Source organism: Massilia eurypsychrophila (assembly GCF_002760655.1).
In the GTDB taxonomy this organism is placed as follows: Bacteria; Pseudomonadota; Gammaproteobacteria; order Burkholderiales; family Burkholderiaceae_D; genus JAFCUW01.
This window is the reverse complement of sequence record NZ_PDOC01000002.1, coordinates 238,189-256,589: the sequence shown is the minus strand read 5'-3', so window position 1 is coordinate 256,589 and position 18,401 is coordinate 238,189. Positions and strand designations below refer to the sequence as shown.

Genomic DNA, 18,401 nt, shown 5'->3' with positions numbered 1-18,401 from the left:
GGTGGCGCAAGGCCAGCCAGTAAAAACAGTAAACGACTGCTATGATAACCGTTTTACCGGCCAGCCAAGAAAACACGATATGAACGACTCCGTCTTTATCCATACCCAGGACCAGCTCAAACAGCTTGCAGCCGACGTTTTGGCGTTCGCGCGCGAGAAGGGCGGCACCGATGCCGCGGTCGAGATCAGCGAGGGCAGCGGGCTGGCGGTGTCGGTCCGGCGCGGCAAGATCGAGACGATCGAGCAAAACAAGGACAAGGGCATGGGCGTGACGGTGTATATCGGCCAGAAGCGCGGCAACGCCAGCACCTCCGACTTTTCGGCCGCCGCCCTGCGCGCCACGGTCGACGCGGCCTACAACATCGCCCGCTTCACCGGCGAAGACGACTGCGCCGGCCTGCCGGAGGCAGAACTGCTCGAAATGGCGCCGCGCGACCTGCGCCTGTGCTACCCGTGGCGCATAACGACCGAAGAAGCGGTGGCCCTGGCGCAGCGCGCCGAAGGCGCCGCGTTCGAAGTCGACCCGCGCATCACCAACAGCGAAGGCGGCAGCGTGCACGTGCAGCAGTCGCATTTCGTCGCCGCCAATTCGCGCGGCTTCTCCGGTGGCTACCCGTTTTCGCGCCACACCTTGTCGGTCGCGCCGATCGCCGGCAAAGGCGCCAAGATGCAGCGCGACGACTGGTACACCTCGGTGCGCGACGCGTCCAAGATGGCGTCCCCGGAAGCGGTCGGCCGCTACGCCGCCGAGCGCGCGCTGGCGCGCCTGAACGCGCGCAAGATGGATACCCGCACCTGCCCGGTGCTGTTCGAGGCGCCGCTGGCGGCCGGCCTGCTCGGCGCCTTCGTCCAGGCCACGTCGGGCGGTGCGCTGTACCGCAAGTCGACCTTCCTGCTCGATTCGCTCGGCCAGTCGGCCTTCCCGGCGCATATCCAGATCCTCGAAGACCCGCACCTGATCGGCGGCGTCGGCTCGGCCCCGTTCGACGAAGAGGGCGTGCGCACCGTGCGCCGCCACGTCGTCAAGAACGGCGTCGTGCAGGGCTACTTCCTGTCGACCTACTCGGCGCGCAAGCTGGGCATGCAAACGACCGGCAACGCCGGCGGCTCGCATAACCTGTCGATGACGTCCACCGCTACCGGCCGCACCGACGATTTTGCCGGCATGATCCGCAAGATGGGCCGCGGCCTGCTGGTGACCGAGCTGATGGGGCAGGGCACCAACTACGTCACCGGCGACTATTCGCGCGGCGCCTCCGGCTTCTGGGTCGAGAACGGCGAGATCCAGTACCCGGTCGAGGAAATCACCATTGCCGGCAACATGAAAGACATGTTCCAGCAGATCGTCGCCATCGGCAACGATACGCTCACGCGCGGCAACAAGTCGACCGGCTCGATCCTGATCGAGAACATGGTCGTCGCCGGCAGCTAGTCCGTCGCCCGTCGCCCGTCGCCCGTCGCCCTCGCGTTCGCCAGGACGACGAGGTGGCGGATCGGTCTCCGCTCAAATTTCACATTTTCATTGCAAGGTTTCAACTGCGCTAATACACTAGCCCAAGCAAAAAAATGGCGCGGACTTCCCCCGCGATGACACCTTCAGGAGACAACACACATGGAACGCCGTTCATTCCTTAAAAAGGCGGCCGTTGGCGCCGCCGTTGCAGCACCGATCGCCGCACAGGCGGCCGATCTGCCCACCATCAAATGGCGCCTTGCCAGCAGCTTCCCGAAAAACCTGGACACCATCTTCGGCGCCTCCGAACTGTTCTGCAAGCGCGTCTCCGAGCTGACGGGCGGCAAATTCAGCATCCGCGCCTTTGCCGCGGGCGAAATCGTGCCGCCGCTCGAAGTGATGGACGCCGTGCGCGCCGGCACCGTCGAGATGGGCCACACCGCTTCTTATTACTATGTCGGCAAAGATCCTGCGTTCGCCTTCGACTGCTGCGTTCCTTTCGGCCTGACCTCGCGCCAGCAATCGGCGTGGATGCAAGTTGGCGGCGGCATGGAACTGATGCGCGAGTTCTACAAAGGCTACAACATCATCAACTTCATGGGCGGCAACACCGGCACCCAGATGGGCGGTTGGTTCCGCAAGGAAATCAAAACCGTCGCCGACCTGAAGGGCCTGAAGATGCGCATCAGCGGCCTGGCCGGCAAGACGATGGCCAAGCTGGGCGTTGTCACGCAGCAGCTGCCTGCCGCCGACATCTACCCGTCGCTGGAAAAAGGCACGATCGACGCGGCCGAATGGGTTGGACCGTACGACGACGAAAAGATCGGCATCTATAAAGTGGCGCCGTTCTACTACGCACCGGGCTGGTGGGAGCCAGGCCCGCAGCTGTCGTTCTACATCAACATGGCCGAGTGGGCCAAGCTGCCGAAGGAATACCAGTCGGCCGTAGAAGCGGCAACCTTCGAAGCGCACGTCTACATGCAGGCAGCCTACGACGCCAAGAACCCGGCCGCCCTGGCGCGCCTGGCCAAGAACGGCGCCAAGGTGCGTTTCTTCTCGAAAGACATCATGGACGCCGGCTACAAGGCGGCCAACGAAATGATGGAAGAAGAGTCGGCCAAGAATCCGAAGTTCAAGAAGATCTACGAGCCGTGGAAACTGTTCCGCCGCGAGCAGAACACCTGGGCATCGGTGGCCGAAGCGAGCATGCAGAACTACCTGATTGCCGCCAACCGCGCCGGCAAATAAGTAAAGAGTTGAAATGTTGACTGAATGCTGCGTGCTCTGCCACGCAGCATTTTTTCGTTCTACACGCGCCGCGCACCCTCCCGAAACGAGTACATCGGTCCCTGTTGCAAGTCGGGCCCCGATTTTTGCGTTCTGTCGCACAAGCCATTTATTGTCGAGTCCGCCATGCAATGATGGCGCACCTCATCCTTCACTAAGCTTTTTATACTCATGCATACGAAATCCAAGTCGCCGCACTCCCCTCATCTGCGCCTGTTGCTCGCCGCGCCCGCCGTGTTCGGCATGATCGCCGCCCAGGCCGCCGGCCAGGACGGCGCCGTCCCGCCGGCGCCGGCGCCGGTCACCACCGGGCAGCCGCTGCAGAAGGTCGAGATCAAGGGCGCCGCCGCGTCGTACGATGCGCGCCGCAACGACACCGCCACCAAGATTGTCATCGGCCAGGAAGAAATCCTGCGCAACGGCGACACCACCATCGGCGAAGTGCTCAAGCGCCTGCCCGGCGTGACGGTCGGCGGCGTGCAAGGCCGCGGCGGCGACGTGCGCATGCGCGGCCTCGGCAGCGGCTACACCCAGGTCCTGCTCAACGGCGAGCCTAGCCCGCCGGGCTTCTCGCTCGATTCGATTTCGCCCGACATGATCGAGCGCATCGAAATCATGCGTGCCGCCACCGCCGAATACAGCACCCAGGCGGTCGCCGGCGCCATCAACATCGTCCTCAAGCGCGCCATCGTCACGGCCCAGCGCGAGATCAAGGCAGGCTTGCAACTCGACAACGGCAACATCGGCACCAACACCAACTTCCAGGTCGCCGACAAAAAAGGCGCGCTGTCGTACGCCATCGGCGGCAACGTCACCTGGGCCCGTTTCGAGCGCCCGCAGGAGACCGTCACCGAAGGCAGCAACGCCGCCGGCACGCCGACCGTGCTGCGCCGCGCCGAACAAGGCAACAGCGGCCACTTCGAGGCAATCGGCCTGTCGCCGCGCATCAACTGGACGCTCGGTCCGGGCGACGTCATCACCTCGCAAAGCTTCATCAACGTCAACCGTTTCCGCGGTGACAGCACCGAACGCGTCGCCACCTTGCTCGGCCCGGCCCCGCTGTACAGCGGCACCCGCGTCGATATCGAATCGGACGTCGCGCAGCTGCGCAGCGATCTGAGCTGGACGCGCAAGCTTGCCGAAGGCGCCAAGCTCGACATGAAGGCCGGCGCCAACTGGAACAAGCGCGAATCGCGCGCGCCGTCGCTCAACTACGACGCTTCCGACCGCCTGATCCTGAACCGCCTGGTCACATCCGACTCGAGCGACAAGGGCGTCACCGCCAGCGGCAAGTATTCGACGCCGATCTTCGAAGGCCACGCGCTCGCGGCCGGCTGGGACGCCGCCTACAGCAAGCGCAACGAAGACCGCATCCAGCGCGAAAGTTCGCCAACCGCCGCCTGCCTGGTGCGCACCCCGAGCGGCGACTGCCTGACCCCGAGCAACCTCGATCAGGTATTCGAGGCCAATGTCTCGCGCCTGGCGATGTTCGCCCAGGACGAATGGACCGTCACGCCGCGCTGGTCGGTGTACTTCGGCCTGCGCTGGGAAGGCATCCGTACCCGCAGCGAGGGCAACAGCTACGCCGCCGTCGACAACAAGTCGAGCGTGTGGAGCCCGCTGTTCCAGACCCTGTGGAAAATCCCCGGCAGCAAGGCCGACCAGGTGCGCCTGGGCGTGACGCGCACCTACAAGGCGCCGGGCGTCAACAGCCTGATCCCGCGCCGCTTCGCCTCCAACAACAACAGCGAGGTCAGCCCCGATCAGCAGGGCAATCCGAACCTGCGTCCTGAACTGGCGTGGGGCCTCGACCTGGCGTACGAACATTACCTCGAAGCTGGTGGCCTGCTGACGGCCAGCACCTACGTGCGCCGCATCGAAGACATCACGCGCCAGCAGACGTCGCTGGTCGACGGCCTGTGGCTGTCGATGCCGGTCAACGCCGGCGTGGCCAACACCCGCGGCATCGAACTCGAAGCGAAGCTGCCGCTGCGTTCGGTTTACAAGGCCGGGCCGAACGTCGACATGCGCGCCAATTTTTCGCGCAACTGGTCCGACCTCGACAGCGTGCCGGGCCCGAGCAACCGCCTCGATCAGCAGACACCGTTCAGCGGCACGGTCGGCGCCGACTGGAAGCTCGACAAGCTGCCGATGACCTTGGGCGCCAGCTACAGCTTCCAGAATGGCGGCCCGGTGCGCATCTCGTTCAACCAGTACGCCTACACGGTGCCGAAGCGTTCGCTGGACATGTACGGCCTGTGGAAATTCAACCCGAAGAACCAGCTGCGCGTGTCGGTCGCCAATGTCCTGGCGCAGGACAACATCGTGCAGTCGAGCTACATCGACGAGCGCGGCCGCTCCAGCAGCACCGTGATCACGCCGACCACGGTGGTGGTGCGCGCCATGCTCGAAATCAAGCTCTGATGCGGTGATTCCGGGTCTGACCCTTTCACCTGCCGCCAGCACATAAAAAAAGCCCCGAAGTCCGGGGCTTTTTTGATTCATGGAGTCAGCGGCGAATCGCCCGCAGAATCGGCTGCAGCACCGCCGCGCCCAGTCGCGCGCTGCGCGCCCCATCCCAGCCCGTCTCCGCATCCGGATCGTTGGCGTTGTCCTTGAACGGCAGCTCCAGCGTCAGCGCCAGGCACCCGAACGCGTGCGTGATATGCGGCGATCCCATCGTCAGCACCTCGGGCGTGTACGGCGAGTCGCCATAACCGTGTTCGGTCTGGAAGTCCGGACTGGCGACCTTGAAGTCGTCGGCGAACTGCTTCTCGGCTGCCGCCTGCTCGGGCGTAAAGGTCGGCAGCGCGCTGCTGCCTGCCACGAACACGTAAGGCAGGCCTTCGTCGCCATGCACGTCGAGGAACAGGTCGCAGCCGGTTTCCTTCATCTTCTGCTTGACCAGCAAAACTTCAGGACTGCGCTCCATCGTCGGCGTATTCCATTCGCGGTTCAGGTTCGCGCCGGCCGCGTTGGTGCGCAGGTTGCCGTGCACCGAGCCATCCGGATTCATGTTCGGCACCACGTAGAACACCGCTTCCTTGAGCAGCTGGCGGCCGAACGCGTCGGACGGATCGAGCAGCGCATCGAGCATGCCTTCGACCAGCCACTCGGCCATCGTCTCGCCCGGATGCTGGCGCGCGATCACCCACACTTTTTTCGGCGCCGCAGGATCGCCGATGACCAGCACATTCATGTCGCGGCCCTCGATGGTGCTGCCCAGGTCCTGCATGCGCACCTGCTCGGACATCTGCGCGCGGTCCAGCAGTTCGAGGTGGCGCTCCCACGAATACGGCTCGAAGTAGGCGTAGTAGACGCTGTCCATGCCCGGCGTGTGGCTGATCGTCATGACCTGGCCGTCGAAGCTGGTCGGCACGCGAAACCAGTTGACGCGGTCGTAGCTGGCCATCGCCTGGTAGTCGTTCCAGCCGTCCGGATAGGCGCTCTGGCCGGCGTTGAGGAAGCGGATCGTGCACGCCTCGCCCTGCGCGCCCTGCAGGCGGAAGTAGAACCACTGGGTGATGTCGGCGTGTGAATCCTTGCGGATGTTCAGATCGATGCTGCCGGCGCTTGTGGCGCTGACGACGTCGATGGCACCAGCGTCGAACTGGCTGCTGATTTTGATAGACATGGTAAGTCCTGTATTGGAAAGGGGCGTGAACCCGCGATGATACTAGAACTGAACCTCCGCATCTCCTGTGCGCTGTCAAAAACTTAATACGCCGTCTTGCTACCGTTCGAAGTTGGCCGCGCACCCAGCGCGCCCGCAGCCACGTGGAGAGAGCAATGAGCGCCATCCGTTTTTCGTACGCCGAGGTCACCAGTATCGGTAAGCTCGGCTTCTGGCTGCAGTTCGGCGCCGAAGAGCTCTACCTGTCGTTCGTCGAGTTCCCCATGTTCGAGCACGTCACCATCAGCCAGATCACCCACGTCGTCAGCGTCAGCTCGAGCCGCGTCTACTGGCCCGAGCTCGATCTCGACCTGGCGCTCGACACGATCCGCAATCCGCTCGCCCGCGACTACCACCGCGCCAGCTACGGCTGCTAGCAGCAGGGGTCAGCCTCCTGCGGACGCGGTAAATCAGCAGGAATGGGAGGCGTTGCGCCGTCCGTGCAAGAGGTGCCGCAAGTCGATTCGGCCGCCGTCGAGGAGGAGCCAGCACCGCCAATGACGACACTGTTGGTCGGTATGTTACGATGGACCACAAGTTGCTCACAGGAATAAGTGATATTTTATTACACTTTGTTACCTCGGCAACCTCAGGGCGGAATGTTCGCAAGAACGTCGCCGACGGGAAAACAGGTCGCGTGGCGGTTTGCCAGGCGCTGATTACCCGTTATTTCCTGGCCGTGGACGAATTCATACGATAGCAGATGCCGGGCCAACCGCTTTCCTCTCAGTACGTCAACAAGTTCGGATTTGCCTTCGCGGCACTGTCCGTGCTGTTTCTCGCCCTCATCACCTGGCAGCTGTACGGGTCGTATCTGGATGCGCGCAACCGTGCGACAACCAGTGCCGGCAATCTGGTGCGGATACTTGAATCGAAGCTCGCCGGCGACTTCGCCGCTGCGCATCATGCCATCTCCGCGATGGTGGCCGAAATTGACGGCGATCCGATGCGCCAGGCCATGGCAAGCGCCGATCCGGGCCGCATCACCCGAGCGCTGAAATCGCAACTACGAAGTATCCGGTCGGTGTCGGCATTGCGCTTTTTCGATGCCGAAGGCGACCTGCTCTATTCCAGTGTCGATAACGATCCGTTTTTTAGCATCGCCGATCGAAGCTATTTCCGCCAGTCGCGAGACATCCCGGCTCACCCGGTGATTTTTTCCGACGTGATCGCCGGCCCGGACGACAACCGTGCGTCGATAGTGATGGCCGAGGCAATCCGCGACAAGGACGGCACCTTCCTCGGTACCGCGACCACCGCGATCGACCTGCACGCACTGCATGACGATTTCAGCCACATTGAGCTCGGTGCGGAAGGCACCGTGGTGCTGCGCCGCATTGAAAACGGGGCGCTGGTCGTCAACTTTCCCGGCCCGGTGCGCGCCGACAACGCGCCCTATCCGGATATTCCGCTACGCCACGCCATTCTTAAGGATGGAACGCAGGGCGTCATCGAATTCGCATCGCCCATCGATGGCGTGCGCCGGGTGTACGGCTACCGGACCGTCGGCAGTTTTCCTTTTTTTGTCGCCGTCGGCATTTCAAAGCGCGCCTACCTGGCCGAGTGGCGCCGCAATGCGGGCACCACGCTGCTCGCTGCGACGCTGTTTCTTGCCGTCTTGGCGGCGATGTTTACCCGGCTCGCACGCGCCGAGTCGCAGCGCGACAGGAGCGCGCTGGCGCACCGCAGCAACGAAGCGCGCCTGGCGAACATATTCCGCGCTATTTCGAAAGGCTTGATTTTCCAGGACAAGGACGGTGTCATCGTCGAGGCCAACCCGGCCGCGGAACAACTGCTCGGCCTCAGCCGGGAGCAGCTGTTGGGCGGAACGTGCACGCAACAGGGCTGGCAGACCATCGGCGAAGACCACACCGCGCTGGGCGATGACCAGCATCCGGCCATGGTGGCGTTGCGGACGGGCCAGTCGGTGCGAAATCAGGTGCTGGGAATTGTTGCGCCTGGCCGCGGATTGCGCTGGATGAGCATTAACTCGAATCCCATCTTTGGACAAGACAAGACAGTGGCCGATTCGGTCGTCACGACGATGTTCGACGTCACCGAACGCAAGCACGCCGAGACCGAGCTGCGCATCGCCGCGACCGCGTTCCAGTCGAGAGAAGGAATGATGGTGACCGACCGCAACGGCGTGATCCTGCGCGTGAACCGGGTGTTCACCGACATTACCGGCTACAGCGCCGAGGAAGTGGTCGGCCAGACACCGCGTCTGCTCCAGTCCGGTCTTCACGACACGCTCTTCTATCAACGGATGTGGCAATCGATTCTCGATACCGGCGGCTGGCAGGGGGAAATCTGGGACCGCCACAAGAACGGCGAACTGTGTCCGGTCTGGCTCACCATCTCGGCGGTAAAGGACGACACCGGCGCCGTCAGCCATTATGTCGGTACGCACGCGGACATCACCGAACGAAAGAATGCAGAAACGGCGATGCTGGAACTGAACCGCGACCTGAGCGAGTCGCGCCAGCGCGTGCGCGCACTTGCCGCCCAAAACGAGACCCGGCTCGAAGGCGAGAGAAAGCACATCGCCCGCGAAGTGCACGACGAACTGGGCCAGGTTCTGACCGCGTTGCGCATGGACCTGTCGGTGCTGGCGATGCGTTTCGGCGCGCTCGATCCGGCCGTCAATGACAAAGTGCTGGAGATGAAAGGCCTGGTCGACCGTGCCATCCTCGGGGTGCGCAACGTCGCCGTCAATCTGCGCCCGCCGGCGCTCGACATGGGGCTGGTGCCGGCAATCGAATGGCTGTGCGCCGACTTCACCCGGCAAACGCGGATCGCCTGCGTGCTCGATGCCGGCGCCGAACACATCGACCTCGACGAAAAGCGCGCCGTGGTGATATTTCGCATCGTGCAAGAGTCGCTGACCAACGTCATGCGCTATGCGCGCGCCAGCAAGGTCGGGATCATCCTCGCTCAAGAGGCCTCGCTGCTGCGCCTGGAAGTCAGAGACAACGGCTGCGGGTTCGACCAGGCTGTTGCGGCCAGGCGCAAGACGTTTGGCCTGCTCGGCATGCGCGAACGGGCGCTGGCCCTCGGCGGCCAGGTCGACATTGCCAGCGCGCCCGGCATCGGAACCGTGATCGGGGTAGCGATTCCGATCGACTGCGAAACCCGAAAGGAACGCCTGTGATTCGCCTTGTAATTGCCGACGATCACGCCATCGTGCGCGGTGGCTTGAAGCAGATTTTTGCGCTGGTAGCCGATCTGGACGTAGTCGGCGAGGCGGTCAACGGCAGCGAAGTGCTCGATTGCGTCCGTCTTCAACAGTTCGACCTGCTGCTGCTGGACCTGAACATGCCCGGCATCAGCGGCGCCGATCTGATCCGGCGTGTCAAGGCCCACCGCAGCGACTTGCCGCTGCTCGTGCTGAGCATGCACAACGAACCCCCGGTCGCCGCGCGCATGCTGCGCGCCGGCGCAAATGGCTACATTACCAAGGACTGCGAGCCGGACATTTTGCTGGCGGCGATCCGCAAGGTCGCCGCCAACGGTCGCTTCATCGCGCCCGAGCTGGCCGAGCAGATGGTGTTCGATGTCATCTCGACGGCGCCGCGGCCCCCGCACAGCTTGTTGTCGAACCGCGAATTCGAAGTGTTTGGCCTGCTCAGCAGCGGCAAGAGCGTCAATCAGATCGCCGCCCAGCTAGCCATCAGCAACAAGACGGTCAGCACCCACAAGGTGCGCCTGATGGAAAAAATGAACCTGTCGAACATGGCCGATCTGCTGCGTTACGCCATCGAATACAACGTCACGGGCTGACGCGCGCGCCCTGCCGCGCGCCTGGGGTAGGGCATGCCCTACCCGGCATCATCTTTTCCTGAAGGCAGAACAGGCAATGCCCGATGGTCGAGGCGGCCTCGTCAGTTCACCATGCGCTAGCAGCGCCGCCCATGCGGCCGCCGCGCCAGCTCGCCGCGCCGGTCTTGCCGCCTCGTCGCCGTCCCTCGCCGCACCAGGTCAGACAGTGCAGCGCATCCATCGCATCGCGTGCCGGTCGCCTCCGGGCCAAGTCGACGGCCCCATCGTCCGGCGGCGCCCATCGTATCGCAATCAGGAACCAGGTTTCATCAATGGACACCAGACAGAAGCACCCGTATCAAAGTGGCGCCGGCTGGATCTGGTTGGCGCTGTTCGTTCCCCTGCTGTGGTGGGTCTGGAACCCGGCCCGTCGTATCGCTATCGAGCCGATGACTTTCGTGTTCTGGCATAGCGTAGTGGAATTGTTCGCCGTGGTGGTGGCCTTCCTCGTGTTTGTCACCGGATTTCGCGCCATGCTGTCGACGCGCAAGGGCGCCGTCGTGTTGCTCGGCATTGCCTTTTGCGGTGTCGGCCTGCTCGATTTTCTGCACGTCATGAGTTATTCCGGCATGCCCGACGCCATCACGCCGAACACGCCGCACAAATCGATTTTCTTCTGGCTGGCCGCGCGCATGCTCGCCGCCGTCGCGTCGCTGGCGTATGTCGCGCTGCCGCCGGTGCCGCGCGTCACCGTGCGCGCCAAACGTCTGGCGCTGATGCTGATGCTGGCGCTGGTCGGCGCGGTCGCGCTGGTCGGGCTGCGCTGGCCCGAACGCGTGCCGGCGCTGTTTGTCGACGGTCACGGCTTGACGCCAATGAAGATCGGCCTCGAATGGCTGATCGTGCTGGTCAACCTGGCATCGCTGGTGGTGCTGTGGCTGCGGCGCATGCAATTGCGGGATGAATGCGTCGTCGCGCTCGGTTTTGCCGCCGCCCTGTCGGCGTGCTCCGGCATGTTTTTCACCATGCTGGGGGTAGTCGACACGGACGCCGCCAATGCGATCGGGCATTTGTATAAAGTGGCTGCCTATCTGTATCTGTTCCATGCTACTTTCAACGAGGCGCTGCGCCGGCCGCTCGCGCGTATGGAGATCCAGCATCTGCGCGAGAAGCTGGTGCTCAGTTCCGCCCCCGATGGCGTGATATGGGTCGATGAAGGCGGAACCATCCTGATGGCCAACCCGGCGATGGCAACATTGACCGGCTATCGCGCGGACGAGCTGGTCGGGCGCAACGTCGACATGTTCTTGCCCGCGCACTTGCGCGACACCCATGCGCGGTCGATGCGCGGCTATTTTGCGGCGCCGCGTGTGCGCGCCATGGACGCGGTCGAACTGACGCTGCTGCGCCGCGATGGCCGCTTGCTGCCGGTCGACATCTCGCTGGGACATTGGGAAGACGACGGCGCGCGCCACGCGATCGCCTATATCCGCGACTTGAGCGAGCGCCAGATGGCGCTCAAGGAAATTCGCGATTCCACCCAGCGGCTGGCCCTGCATTTCCAGCTGACGCCGCTCGCGGTGATCGAATGGGACACCAACGGTTACGTGCTCGACTGGAACCCGGCGGCCGAACGCATTTTCGGTTACGCCAAGAGCGAGGCATTGGCGCTTCACGCCACCGACCTGATGCCCAAGAGCGCAAAGCAGCATGCGGCGCCAGCCTGGGCCAGCCTGCTGTCGGGGCGCGATGGCGCCCGCACCACGCACGAAAATCTGACTCGCGATGGCAGGGTCATTTACTGCGCCTGGTACAACACCCAGCTGGTCGATTCGGACGGCCGCGTCATCGGCGTGACCTCGCTTGCACAAGACGCCACCGAGCAAAAGATCGCTGCCGAGCGCCTCAGTTATCTGGCCTGCTTCGACGACCTGACCGGATTGCCGAACCGGACCCTGTTCAAGGATCGCCTGTCGCAGGCGTTCCTGGAGGCGGACCGCAAGGCGCAACAGGCGGCCGTGCTGTTTCTCAATATCGATCGATTCCAGGACATCAACGAGACGCTCGGCCACGAGGCGGGAAACCTGTTGCTGCAAGCGACGGCCAGGCGCCTGCAGGGCTGCTTCCGCTCGACCGACACGGTGGCGCGCTTCGGCGCCGACGAGTTCGCCGTCATCCTCGCCGAGGTGGCCCACGTCGACGATGTCACCCGGGTGGCGCAGCACATCGTCGACAAGTTCAAGGAAGCGATCGTCATTCGTGGACGCGGATTGTTTGTGACCTTCGGCATGGGCATCGCGCTGTACCCGGTCGACGCCGCCGACGTCGACACCATCTTGCGCAATGCCAATTCCGCCATGTATTCAGCCAAGGGGGTCGGCCGCAACAACTACCAGTTCTACAGCGCTGCGATGACGGAACGGGCAACCCGCCAGTTGGCCCTGCAGACCGGCCTGCGCGCCGCGCTCGACAATGGCGAGCTGCTGCTGCACTACCAGCCGCAGGTCGACTGCCGCACTGGCCGCATCGTCGGTGTCGAAGCGCTGCTGCGCTGGCGCCATCCGGACGAAGGCATGATTTCGCCCGCCCAGTTCATTCCGGTGGCCGAAGAAACCGGCTTGATCGTGCCGATCGGCGAATGGGTGCTGCGCACGGCCTGTCTGCAGGCGATAGCGTGGCAGCGGCAAGGCCTTGCGCCGATGCGCACCGCCGTCAATTTGTCGGCGCGCCAGTTCAAGGATCCGCAATTTGCCCGGCGCGTGCTGGAAATTTTGCGCGAAACCGGACTCGATGGCCAGTTTCTCGAACTGGAGATTACGGAAAGCACCCTGATGGACGGGCTGGACTCGGTCAACGCCGTCTTGCACGACTTCAAGCGTGCCGGGATCCTGATCTCGCTCGACGATTTCGGCACCGGATACTCGTCATTGAGCTACTTGAAGCGTTTCCCGATCGACAAACTGAAGATTGACCAGTCGTTCGTGCACGACCTCCTGACCGACGTCAGTGATGCCAGCCTCGTCAGGGCGGTGATCGCCATGGCCAGGGCATTGCGCCTGATCGTCATCGCCGAAGGGGTCGAGACGCCCGGCCAATACGAGTTTCTGCGCGCCGATGGATGTGACGAGCTGCAGGGATACCACATTGCCCGGCCCATGCCCGCCGAGCAAGTGGCGTCGTTTGTCGCCCGCTACAACCGGCGCTAGCGACTGCACCGGCGGCGCATGGCGCACCAGGCAGGCAGCCGGCCTGCGCTCCCAATTGAAGAATTCACCACGGTACCATGCAGATGAAATTGAAAACGTTTACAGGGCGCTCGCTCAAGACAAGGGTGACCCTTTTCACCCTGGCGATCTTCTTGATCTGCATGTCGCTGCTGGCGCTATACAGCCGAGAAGTTTTGCGCCAGACGATGCAGCGTTCGCTCGGAACCCAACAGTTCTCCACCGCCTCGTTCATTGCCTCAAGTATCAGCCACGAGCTCGACGACCGGCTGCAGGCCCTGGGCGGCATCGCGCGCACCATTACCCCGGCCATTCTGGCCGATCCGGCCGCGCTCGGTGCAATGCTGCAACAGCGTCCGGCGCTGCAGGCGCAGTTCGACGGCCGCACATTTTTCGCCGGCACCGATGGCGCCGTTACCACCTCGGCGGTGCTGCGCGCCGACAATGGCGAGCCTGGATTTGCCGACGCCGCGCTGGTCGGCGCCGCCCTCAAGGGCAACGCGGCGATCGGCCGGCCGTTCGTGCGCATCAAGTCATCGGCGCCAATGGTGGGCATCGCGGTGCCCATCCGCGACGCCCAGGGCAGCGTGATCGGCGCCCTGGGCGCGGTACTGGACCTGGGCAAGTCGAATTTCTGGGGCCAGCTTGCAGACAACAATTACCGCGAAGCGGGGAGCTATCTGCTGATCGCGCCGCAGCACCGGCTGGTGCTCAACGCCACCGACCGCAACCGCATCATGGAGACGCTGCCGGCGCGCGGAGCGGACCGGCTGGCCGACCGCCTGATCGACGGCGCCGAGGGTTACTGGGCGCTGGTCGATCCAGCCGGCGTGGCCATGCTGGCGTCGGCCAAAGGCATTCCGCTGGCCGGCTGGCGGGTCGTCCTCTCCCTTCCCACCGAAGCCACCTTTGGCCCTTTTCATTCCGCCCGCGCGCGCATCCTGCTGGCCGCACTTTTGCTCAGCCTTCTGGGGGCCGCGCTGACCTGGCTGGTGCTGCGTCGCCAGCTCGCGCCGATGCTGGCGGCGGCCGGCATGCTGGCCGCCGATACGGACGCCGACCTGCCGATGCGCCCGCTGCCGGTCGGGCGCGACGACGAAATCGGCCGCTTGATCGCCGCGGTCAACCGTTCGCACGCCATGCTGCGCCAGCGGCAGGACGCGCTGACGGCGAGCGAAGAGCGTTTTCGCTGCCTGTCCGACATGTCCGCCGACTTTTACTGGGAGAGCGACGTCGCGCACCGGCTTACCCAGCGCACCGAAAGCAAGCGCGAGGTCGACGAGCTGGTGTTCCTCCAGGCCTCGTCGCTCGGCGCGCGCCGCTGGGAGCTGCCGTCCGTTGCGCCGGACGAAGCCGGCTGGCAGGCGCACCGTGCCATGCTCGACGCCCACCTGCCGTTCCGCCATTTCGACATTGCCCGCCTGCGGCCTAATGGCAGCGTGCACCATGTCGCCGTCAGCGGCGATCCGCTGTTCGACGGCGCCGGCGCGTTCAAGGGCTACCGGGGTATCGGTTCGGACATTACCGAGCGCAAGCGGATCGAACTGGACCTGCTGGCCAGCGAGCAGCGCCTCGCCGCGGTGCTCGACGGCGTGCAGAGCGGCGTCGTCACCATCACCGAACGCGGCCTGGTCGAATCGTTCAACCAGTCCGCCGTGCGCATGTTCGGCTACGACGCGCACGAAGTGGTGGGCAACAATATCAAGATGCTCATGCCGGAGCCGTACCGCGCCGGCCATGATGGCTACCTTGGCAACTACCAGCGCACCGGCATCCGGAAGATCATCGGCCGAAGGCGCGAAGTGATGGGGCAGCGCAAGGATGGCTCGACGTTTCCGCTCGAACTGGGCGTCTACGAAGCGGTCTTAAACGACAGCAAATTATTCATCGGCAGTGTCATCGACATCAGCTTTCGCAAGGCGGCCGAGGCGGAACTTCGCATCGCCGCCACCGCCTTCGAATCCCAGCAGGGCATGATGATCACCGACGCCAACAGCGTGATTCTTCGGGTCAACCATGCTTTTACGACCATTACCGGCTACACGTCCGCCCAGGCGGTCGGCCAGACGCCGCGGATGCTTCGGTCGGGCCGCCATGGCGCCGACTTCTATCGCGCCATGTGGGACACGATTCACCGCACCGGCGGCTGGCAGGGCGAGCTGTGGGGCCAGCGCCGCAATGGCGAGGTCTATCCAAACTGGCTGACCATCACGGCGGTGATGGACAATGACGGCGCCGTCACCCATTACGTCGGCGCCCAGTTCGACATCACCGAGCGCAAGCGCACCGAGGACCAGGTGCGGCAACTGGCCTTCTATGACGCACTCACTGGACTGCCGAATCGCCGCCTGCTGATCGATCGCCTCAGTCAGGCGATCGCCGCCAGCGCGCGCAGCGGTTGCCATGGCGCCGTGATGTTCCTCGACCTGGACAATTTCAAGTCGCTCAATGACACCCAGGGGCACGCGGTCGGCGACATGCTGCTCACCGAAGCGGCCGCCCGGCTGAAGCGGTGCGTGCGGCAGATGGACACGGTGGCGCGCTTCGGCGGCGATGAATTCGTCGTGATGCTGAGCCATTTGCATGCCGACCATGCCGCCTCGGCGGCCCACGCCGGCGCGGTGGCCGACAAGATCCGCGCCAGCCTGGGCGCGCCCTACCGGCTCACGCTCGCGGCAGCCGACGGCGGCGCTACGGTCGAGCACTACTGCACCGTCAGTGTCGGCGTGGCGCTGTTCGTTGGCCAGGACGCCAGCGAGGACGAGATCCTGCGATGGGCCGACAAGGCGATGTATCAAGCCAAGCAGGGCGGCAGGAATTCGGTACGGCTGTACCAGCCGGGCGCCTGACGCCGCGATCGATCGACGCCGGATCCGCTGCTGCCCGTCGATTTACTGGAGCCCGCCAAAGCGCTCGAAGAAGCCGGCGTCCGCCGGCGCCGCCCCGTCATCCTCGCGCAGCATCGCCGCCATCACGTGCTCCTCGGCCGCGGCGCAGATCTGCCGGTACAGCGCGCGCGCCAGTTCGTACGCCCGCGCGCCCGGCCACGGATCGGGCAGCAGCTCGACCGGCAGCATCGGGTCGTGCAGCTGCACCCGGCGGTAGGCGTGTATCAGCAGGGTGCGGATGACGAACGCCTGCTGCGGCGCCATCGGCGCGGGCAACCCCAATAGCGGCTCGAACCGGTCGATGAACTGCTGATAGCCCGCGGACACGCCCGACAGGTCCCAGCCGTCGCCGACCAGTTCCGGCAGCGGCCGCCCCGCCACGCCCGGCAATTCGGTCGCGCGGCAGGCGAACAGCTTGCCGCCGGCGCCCAGTCGCTCGAGGATGTCGCGCAACACGTCGATGTCCGCCGCCGGATGGCCGAACACGCCCGGCGTCACCAGCGCGTAGCCTTCCCACAGCAGCTCCTTGCGCAGCGCCGCGCGCAGCGGCGCCTCGAGCTGCCCGCCCGACGCCAGCAGCAGCGTCCAGTGGCCATCCCAGTGCACCTCCAGCGGCGCGTAGATGCGCCGGTTGGCGCGCTCGAAGCGCGGCTGCGCCTGCGGCAGGATCGCGTAGGCGCTGCGCCGGCGGTCGCGGCTGGCCACCAGCCAGCCCTCCTGCGCCAGCCGGAACACGCTGGTGCGCAGCAGCCGGTCGTTAACGCCGAACGGCGCCAGCAGCTCGATCAGGCTGCCCAGCCATACGGTGCCGCCGTGCGGCGCGATGGCGTCGCCGAAAATGGTCATCACCAGCGACTTCGAACGGGGCGGATCGCTGGCCAGGAAGTGGGCGATCCATTCAGTGCTGTTCCATTGTTTCATAGGTCGATGTAGTGGGCGGCGAGCAAGCAAAACTGCAGTTTACTTTGTCGCCGGATCGGCGCACGATTAATTTTTCAACATCATGACGATGCGAATAAGATACAGAAAAACCGATTTGATTCGATTTTTCTGTATGCAGATCATTTTTTGTATCGTACTATGCAATTCAGCTTTTGCAAACGGAGATCAGCATGTACGCACAACTGGTAGAAACGGGCCTGAAAAAAGTCCAGTCGATTTCGGAGATGGGCGAAGAAGAGCGCGCGTTCCAGGATCGCATCGACGCCGGCGTCAAGATCGAGGCCAAGGACTGGATGCCGGACGCCTACCGCAAGACGCTGATCCGCCAGATTTCCCAGCACGCCCACTCGGAGATCGTCGGCCAGCTCCCCGAAGGCAACTGGGTCACCCGCGCGCCCACGCTCAAGCGCAAGTCCATCTTGCTGGCCAAGATCCAGGACGAAGCCGGCCACGGCCTGTACCTGTACAGCGCCGCCGAAACGCTCGGCGTCTCGCGCGACGAGCTGCTCGCCGCCCTCCATTCGGGCAAGGCCAAGTACTCCAGCATCTTCAACTACCCGACCTTGTCGTGGGCCGACATGGGCGCTATTGGCTGGCTGGTCGACGGCTCGGCCATCATCAACCAGATCCCGCTGTGCCGCTGCTCGTACGGTCCGTACGCCCGCGCCATGATCCGCGTCTGCAAGGAAGAATCGTTCCACGCGCGCCAGGGCTACGACATCATGCTCAGCCTCGCCAACGGCACCCCCGAACAGAAAGCCATGGCGCAGGACGCCCTGAACCGCTGGTGGTGGCCTTCCTTGATGATGTTCGGCCCGTCCGACGCCGAATCGGTCAACAGCGCGCAGTCGGCGCAGTGGCGCATCAAGCTGTTCTCCAACGACGAACTGCGCCAGCGCATGGTCGACCAGACCGTGCCGCAAGCCGAATTCCTCGGCCTGACCGTGCCGGACCCGGACCTCAAGTTCAACGCCGACACCGGCCACTACGAATTCGGCGAGATCGACTGGAGCGAGTTTCACAACGTCCTCAAGGGCAACGGCCCGTGCAACAAGGAGCGCCTCAAGACCCGCGTCAAGGCTTGGGACGACGGCGCCTGGTTCCGCGAAGCGCTGGTCGCCTACGCCGACAAGAAATCGGCTCGCGCCGCCGCTTGAATAAAAACTACGGAGTAC

The 18,401-nt window shown here is 64.3% G+C and carries 11 protein-coding genes; 9 read left to right on the top strand and 2 right to left on the bottom strand.

The window, feature by feature from the left end:
- Positions 1-79 precede the first annotated feature (79 nt).
- From pmbA to CR105_RS03980, 3 genes are all read left to right on the top strand, one after another.
- Positions 80-1,432 carry a metalloprotease PmbA gene (gene pmbA, locus CR105_RS03990; protein WP_099787146.1) on the top strand — a complete coding sequence of 451 codons (1,353 nt, stop codon included), beginning with the start codon at positions 80-82 and terminating at the stop codon, positions 1,430-1,432.
- Between the two features lie 180 nt (positions 1,433-1,612).
- Complete coding sequence (locus tag CR105_RS03985) at positions 1,613-2,701, top strand: TRAP transporter substrate-binding protein (protein ID WP_099787145.1); 1,089 nt, start codon at positions 1,613-1,615, stop codon at positions 2,699-2,701.
- Positions 2,702-2,911: 210 nt separating this feature from the next.
- On the top strand, positions 2,912-5,164 hold the full coding sequence (locus CR105_RS03980) for a TonB-dependent receptor plug domain-containing protein (protein ID WP_099787144.1): 2,253 nt from the start codon (positions 2,912-2,914) through the stop codon (positions 5,162-5,164).
- An 85-nt stretch (positions 5,165-5,249) separates the two neighbouring features.
- On the opposite strand, the gene CR105_RS03975 is transcribed toward CR105_RS03980, so the two are convergent.
- Positions 5,250-6,374 (bottom strand): M14 family metallopeptidase, encoded by a 1,125-nt coding sequence (locus tag CR105_RS03975; protein WP_099787143.1) that lies wholly within the window; start codon positions 6,372-6,374, stop codon positions 5,250-5,252.
- 155 nt (positions 6,375-6,529) lie between these two features.
- Between CR105_RS03975 and CR105_RS03970 the strand changes: the two genes are divergently transcribed.
- From CR105_RS03970 to CR105_RS03950, 5 genes are all read left to right on the top strand, one after another.
- The gene (locus CR105_RS03970) at positions 6,530-6,790 is read left to right on the top strand and encodes a DUF2442 domain-containing protein (RefSeq protein ID WP_099787142.1); all 261 of its coding nucleotides are present in this window, start codon (positions 6,530-6,532) and stop codon (positions 6,788-6,790) included.
- Between the two features lie 326 nt (positions 6,791-7,116).
- Entirely contained in the window at positions 7,117-9,564 is a 2,448-nt protein-coding gene (locus CR105_RS03965; protein WP_099787141.1) for a PAS domain S-box protein, read from the top strand.
- Complete coding sequence (locus CR105_RS03960; RefSeq protein ID WP_099787140.1) at positions 9,561-10,193, top strand: response regulator; 633 nt, start codon at positions 9,561-9,563, stop codon at positions 10,191-10,193. Before CR105_RS03965 ends, CR105_RS03960 begins: the two co-directional genes overlap by 4 nt.
- Before the next feature lie 311 nt (positions 10,194-10,504).
- Positions 10,505-13,378, top strand: coding sequence for a bifunctional diguanylate cyclase/phosphodiesterase (locus tag CR105_RS03955; RefSeq protein WP_180288080.1), 2,874 nt, complete (start codon positions 10,505-10,507; stop codon positions 13,376-13,378).
- A gap of 125 nt (positions 13,379-13,503) precedes the next feature.
- Positions 13,504-16,245, top strand: a complete 2,742-nt coding sequence (locus CR105_RS03950; protein WP_180288079.1) for a sensor domain-containing diguanylate cyclase — start codon at positions 13,504-13,506, stop codon at positions 16,243-16,245.
- A 42-nt stretch (positions 16,246-16,287) separates the two neighbouring features.
- Here the strand turns inward: CR105_RS03950 and CR105_RS03945 are convergent, their stop codons facing one another.
- Positions 16,288-17,205: a PaaX family transcriptional regulator gene (locus CR105_RS03945; protein WP_099787137.1), complete on the bottom strand. Its 918-nt coding sequence runs from the start codon at positions 17,203-17,205 to the stop codon at positions 16,288-16,290.
- 191 nt (positions 17,206-17,396) lie between these two features.
- Here CR105_RS03945 and paaA point away from each other — a divergent pair, with 191 nt between their 5' ends.
- The gene (paaA, locus tag CR105_RS03940) at positions 17,397-18,383 is read left to right on the top strand and encodes a 1,2-phenylacetyl-CoA epoxidase subunit PaaA (RefSeq protein ID WP_099787136.1); all 987 of its coding nucleotides are present in this window, start codon (positions 17,397-17,399) and stop codon (positions 18,381-18,383) included.
- The last annotated feature ends 18 nt before the right edge of the window (positions 18,384-18,401 follow it).

Coding starts and splice junctions, on each gene's coding strand:
- paaA (WP_099787136.1), top strand. CDS start 17,397: ATGTACGCACAACTGGTAGAAACGGGCCTGAAAAAAGTCCAGTCGATT.
- CR105_RS03965 (WP_099787141.1), top strand. CDS start 7,117: ATGCCGGGCCAACCGCTTTCCTCTCAGTACGTCAACAAGTTCGGATTT.
- CR105_RS03975 (WP_099787143.1), bottom strand. CDS start 6,374: ATGTCTATCAAAATCAGCAGCCAGTTCGACGCTGGTGCCATCGACGTC.
- CR105_RS03955 (WP_180288080.1), top strand. CDS start 10,505: ATGGACACCAGACAGAAGCACCCGTATCAAAGTGGCGCCGGCTGGATC.
- CR105_RS03970 (WP_099787142.1), top strand. CDS start 6,530: ATGAGCGCCATCCGTTTTTCGTACGCCGAGGTCACCAGTATCGGTAAG.
- pmbA (WP_099787146.1), top strand. CDS start 80: ATGAACGACTCCGTCTTTATCCATACCCAGGACCAGCTCAAACAGCTT.
- CR105_RS03980 (WP_099787144.1), top strand. CDS start 2,912: ATGCATACGAAATCCAAGTCGCCGCACTCCCCTCATCTGCGCCTGTTG.
- CR105_RS03985 (WP_099787145.1), top strand. CDS start 1,613: ATGGAACGCCGTTCATTCCTTAAAAAGGCGGCCGTTGGCGCCGCCGTT.
- CR105_RS03945 (WP_099787137.1), bottom strand. CDS start 17,205: ATGAAACAATGGAACAGCACTGAATGGATCGCCCACTTCCTGGCCAGC.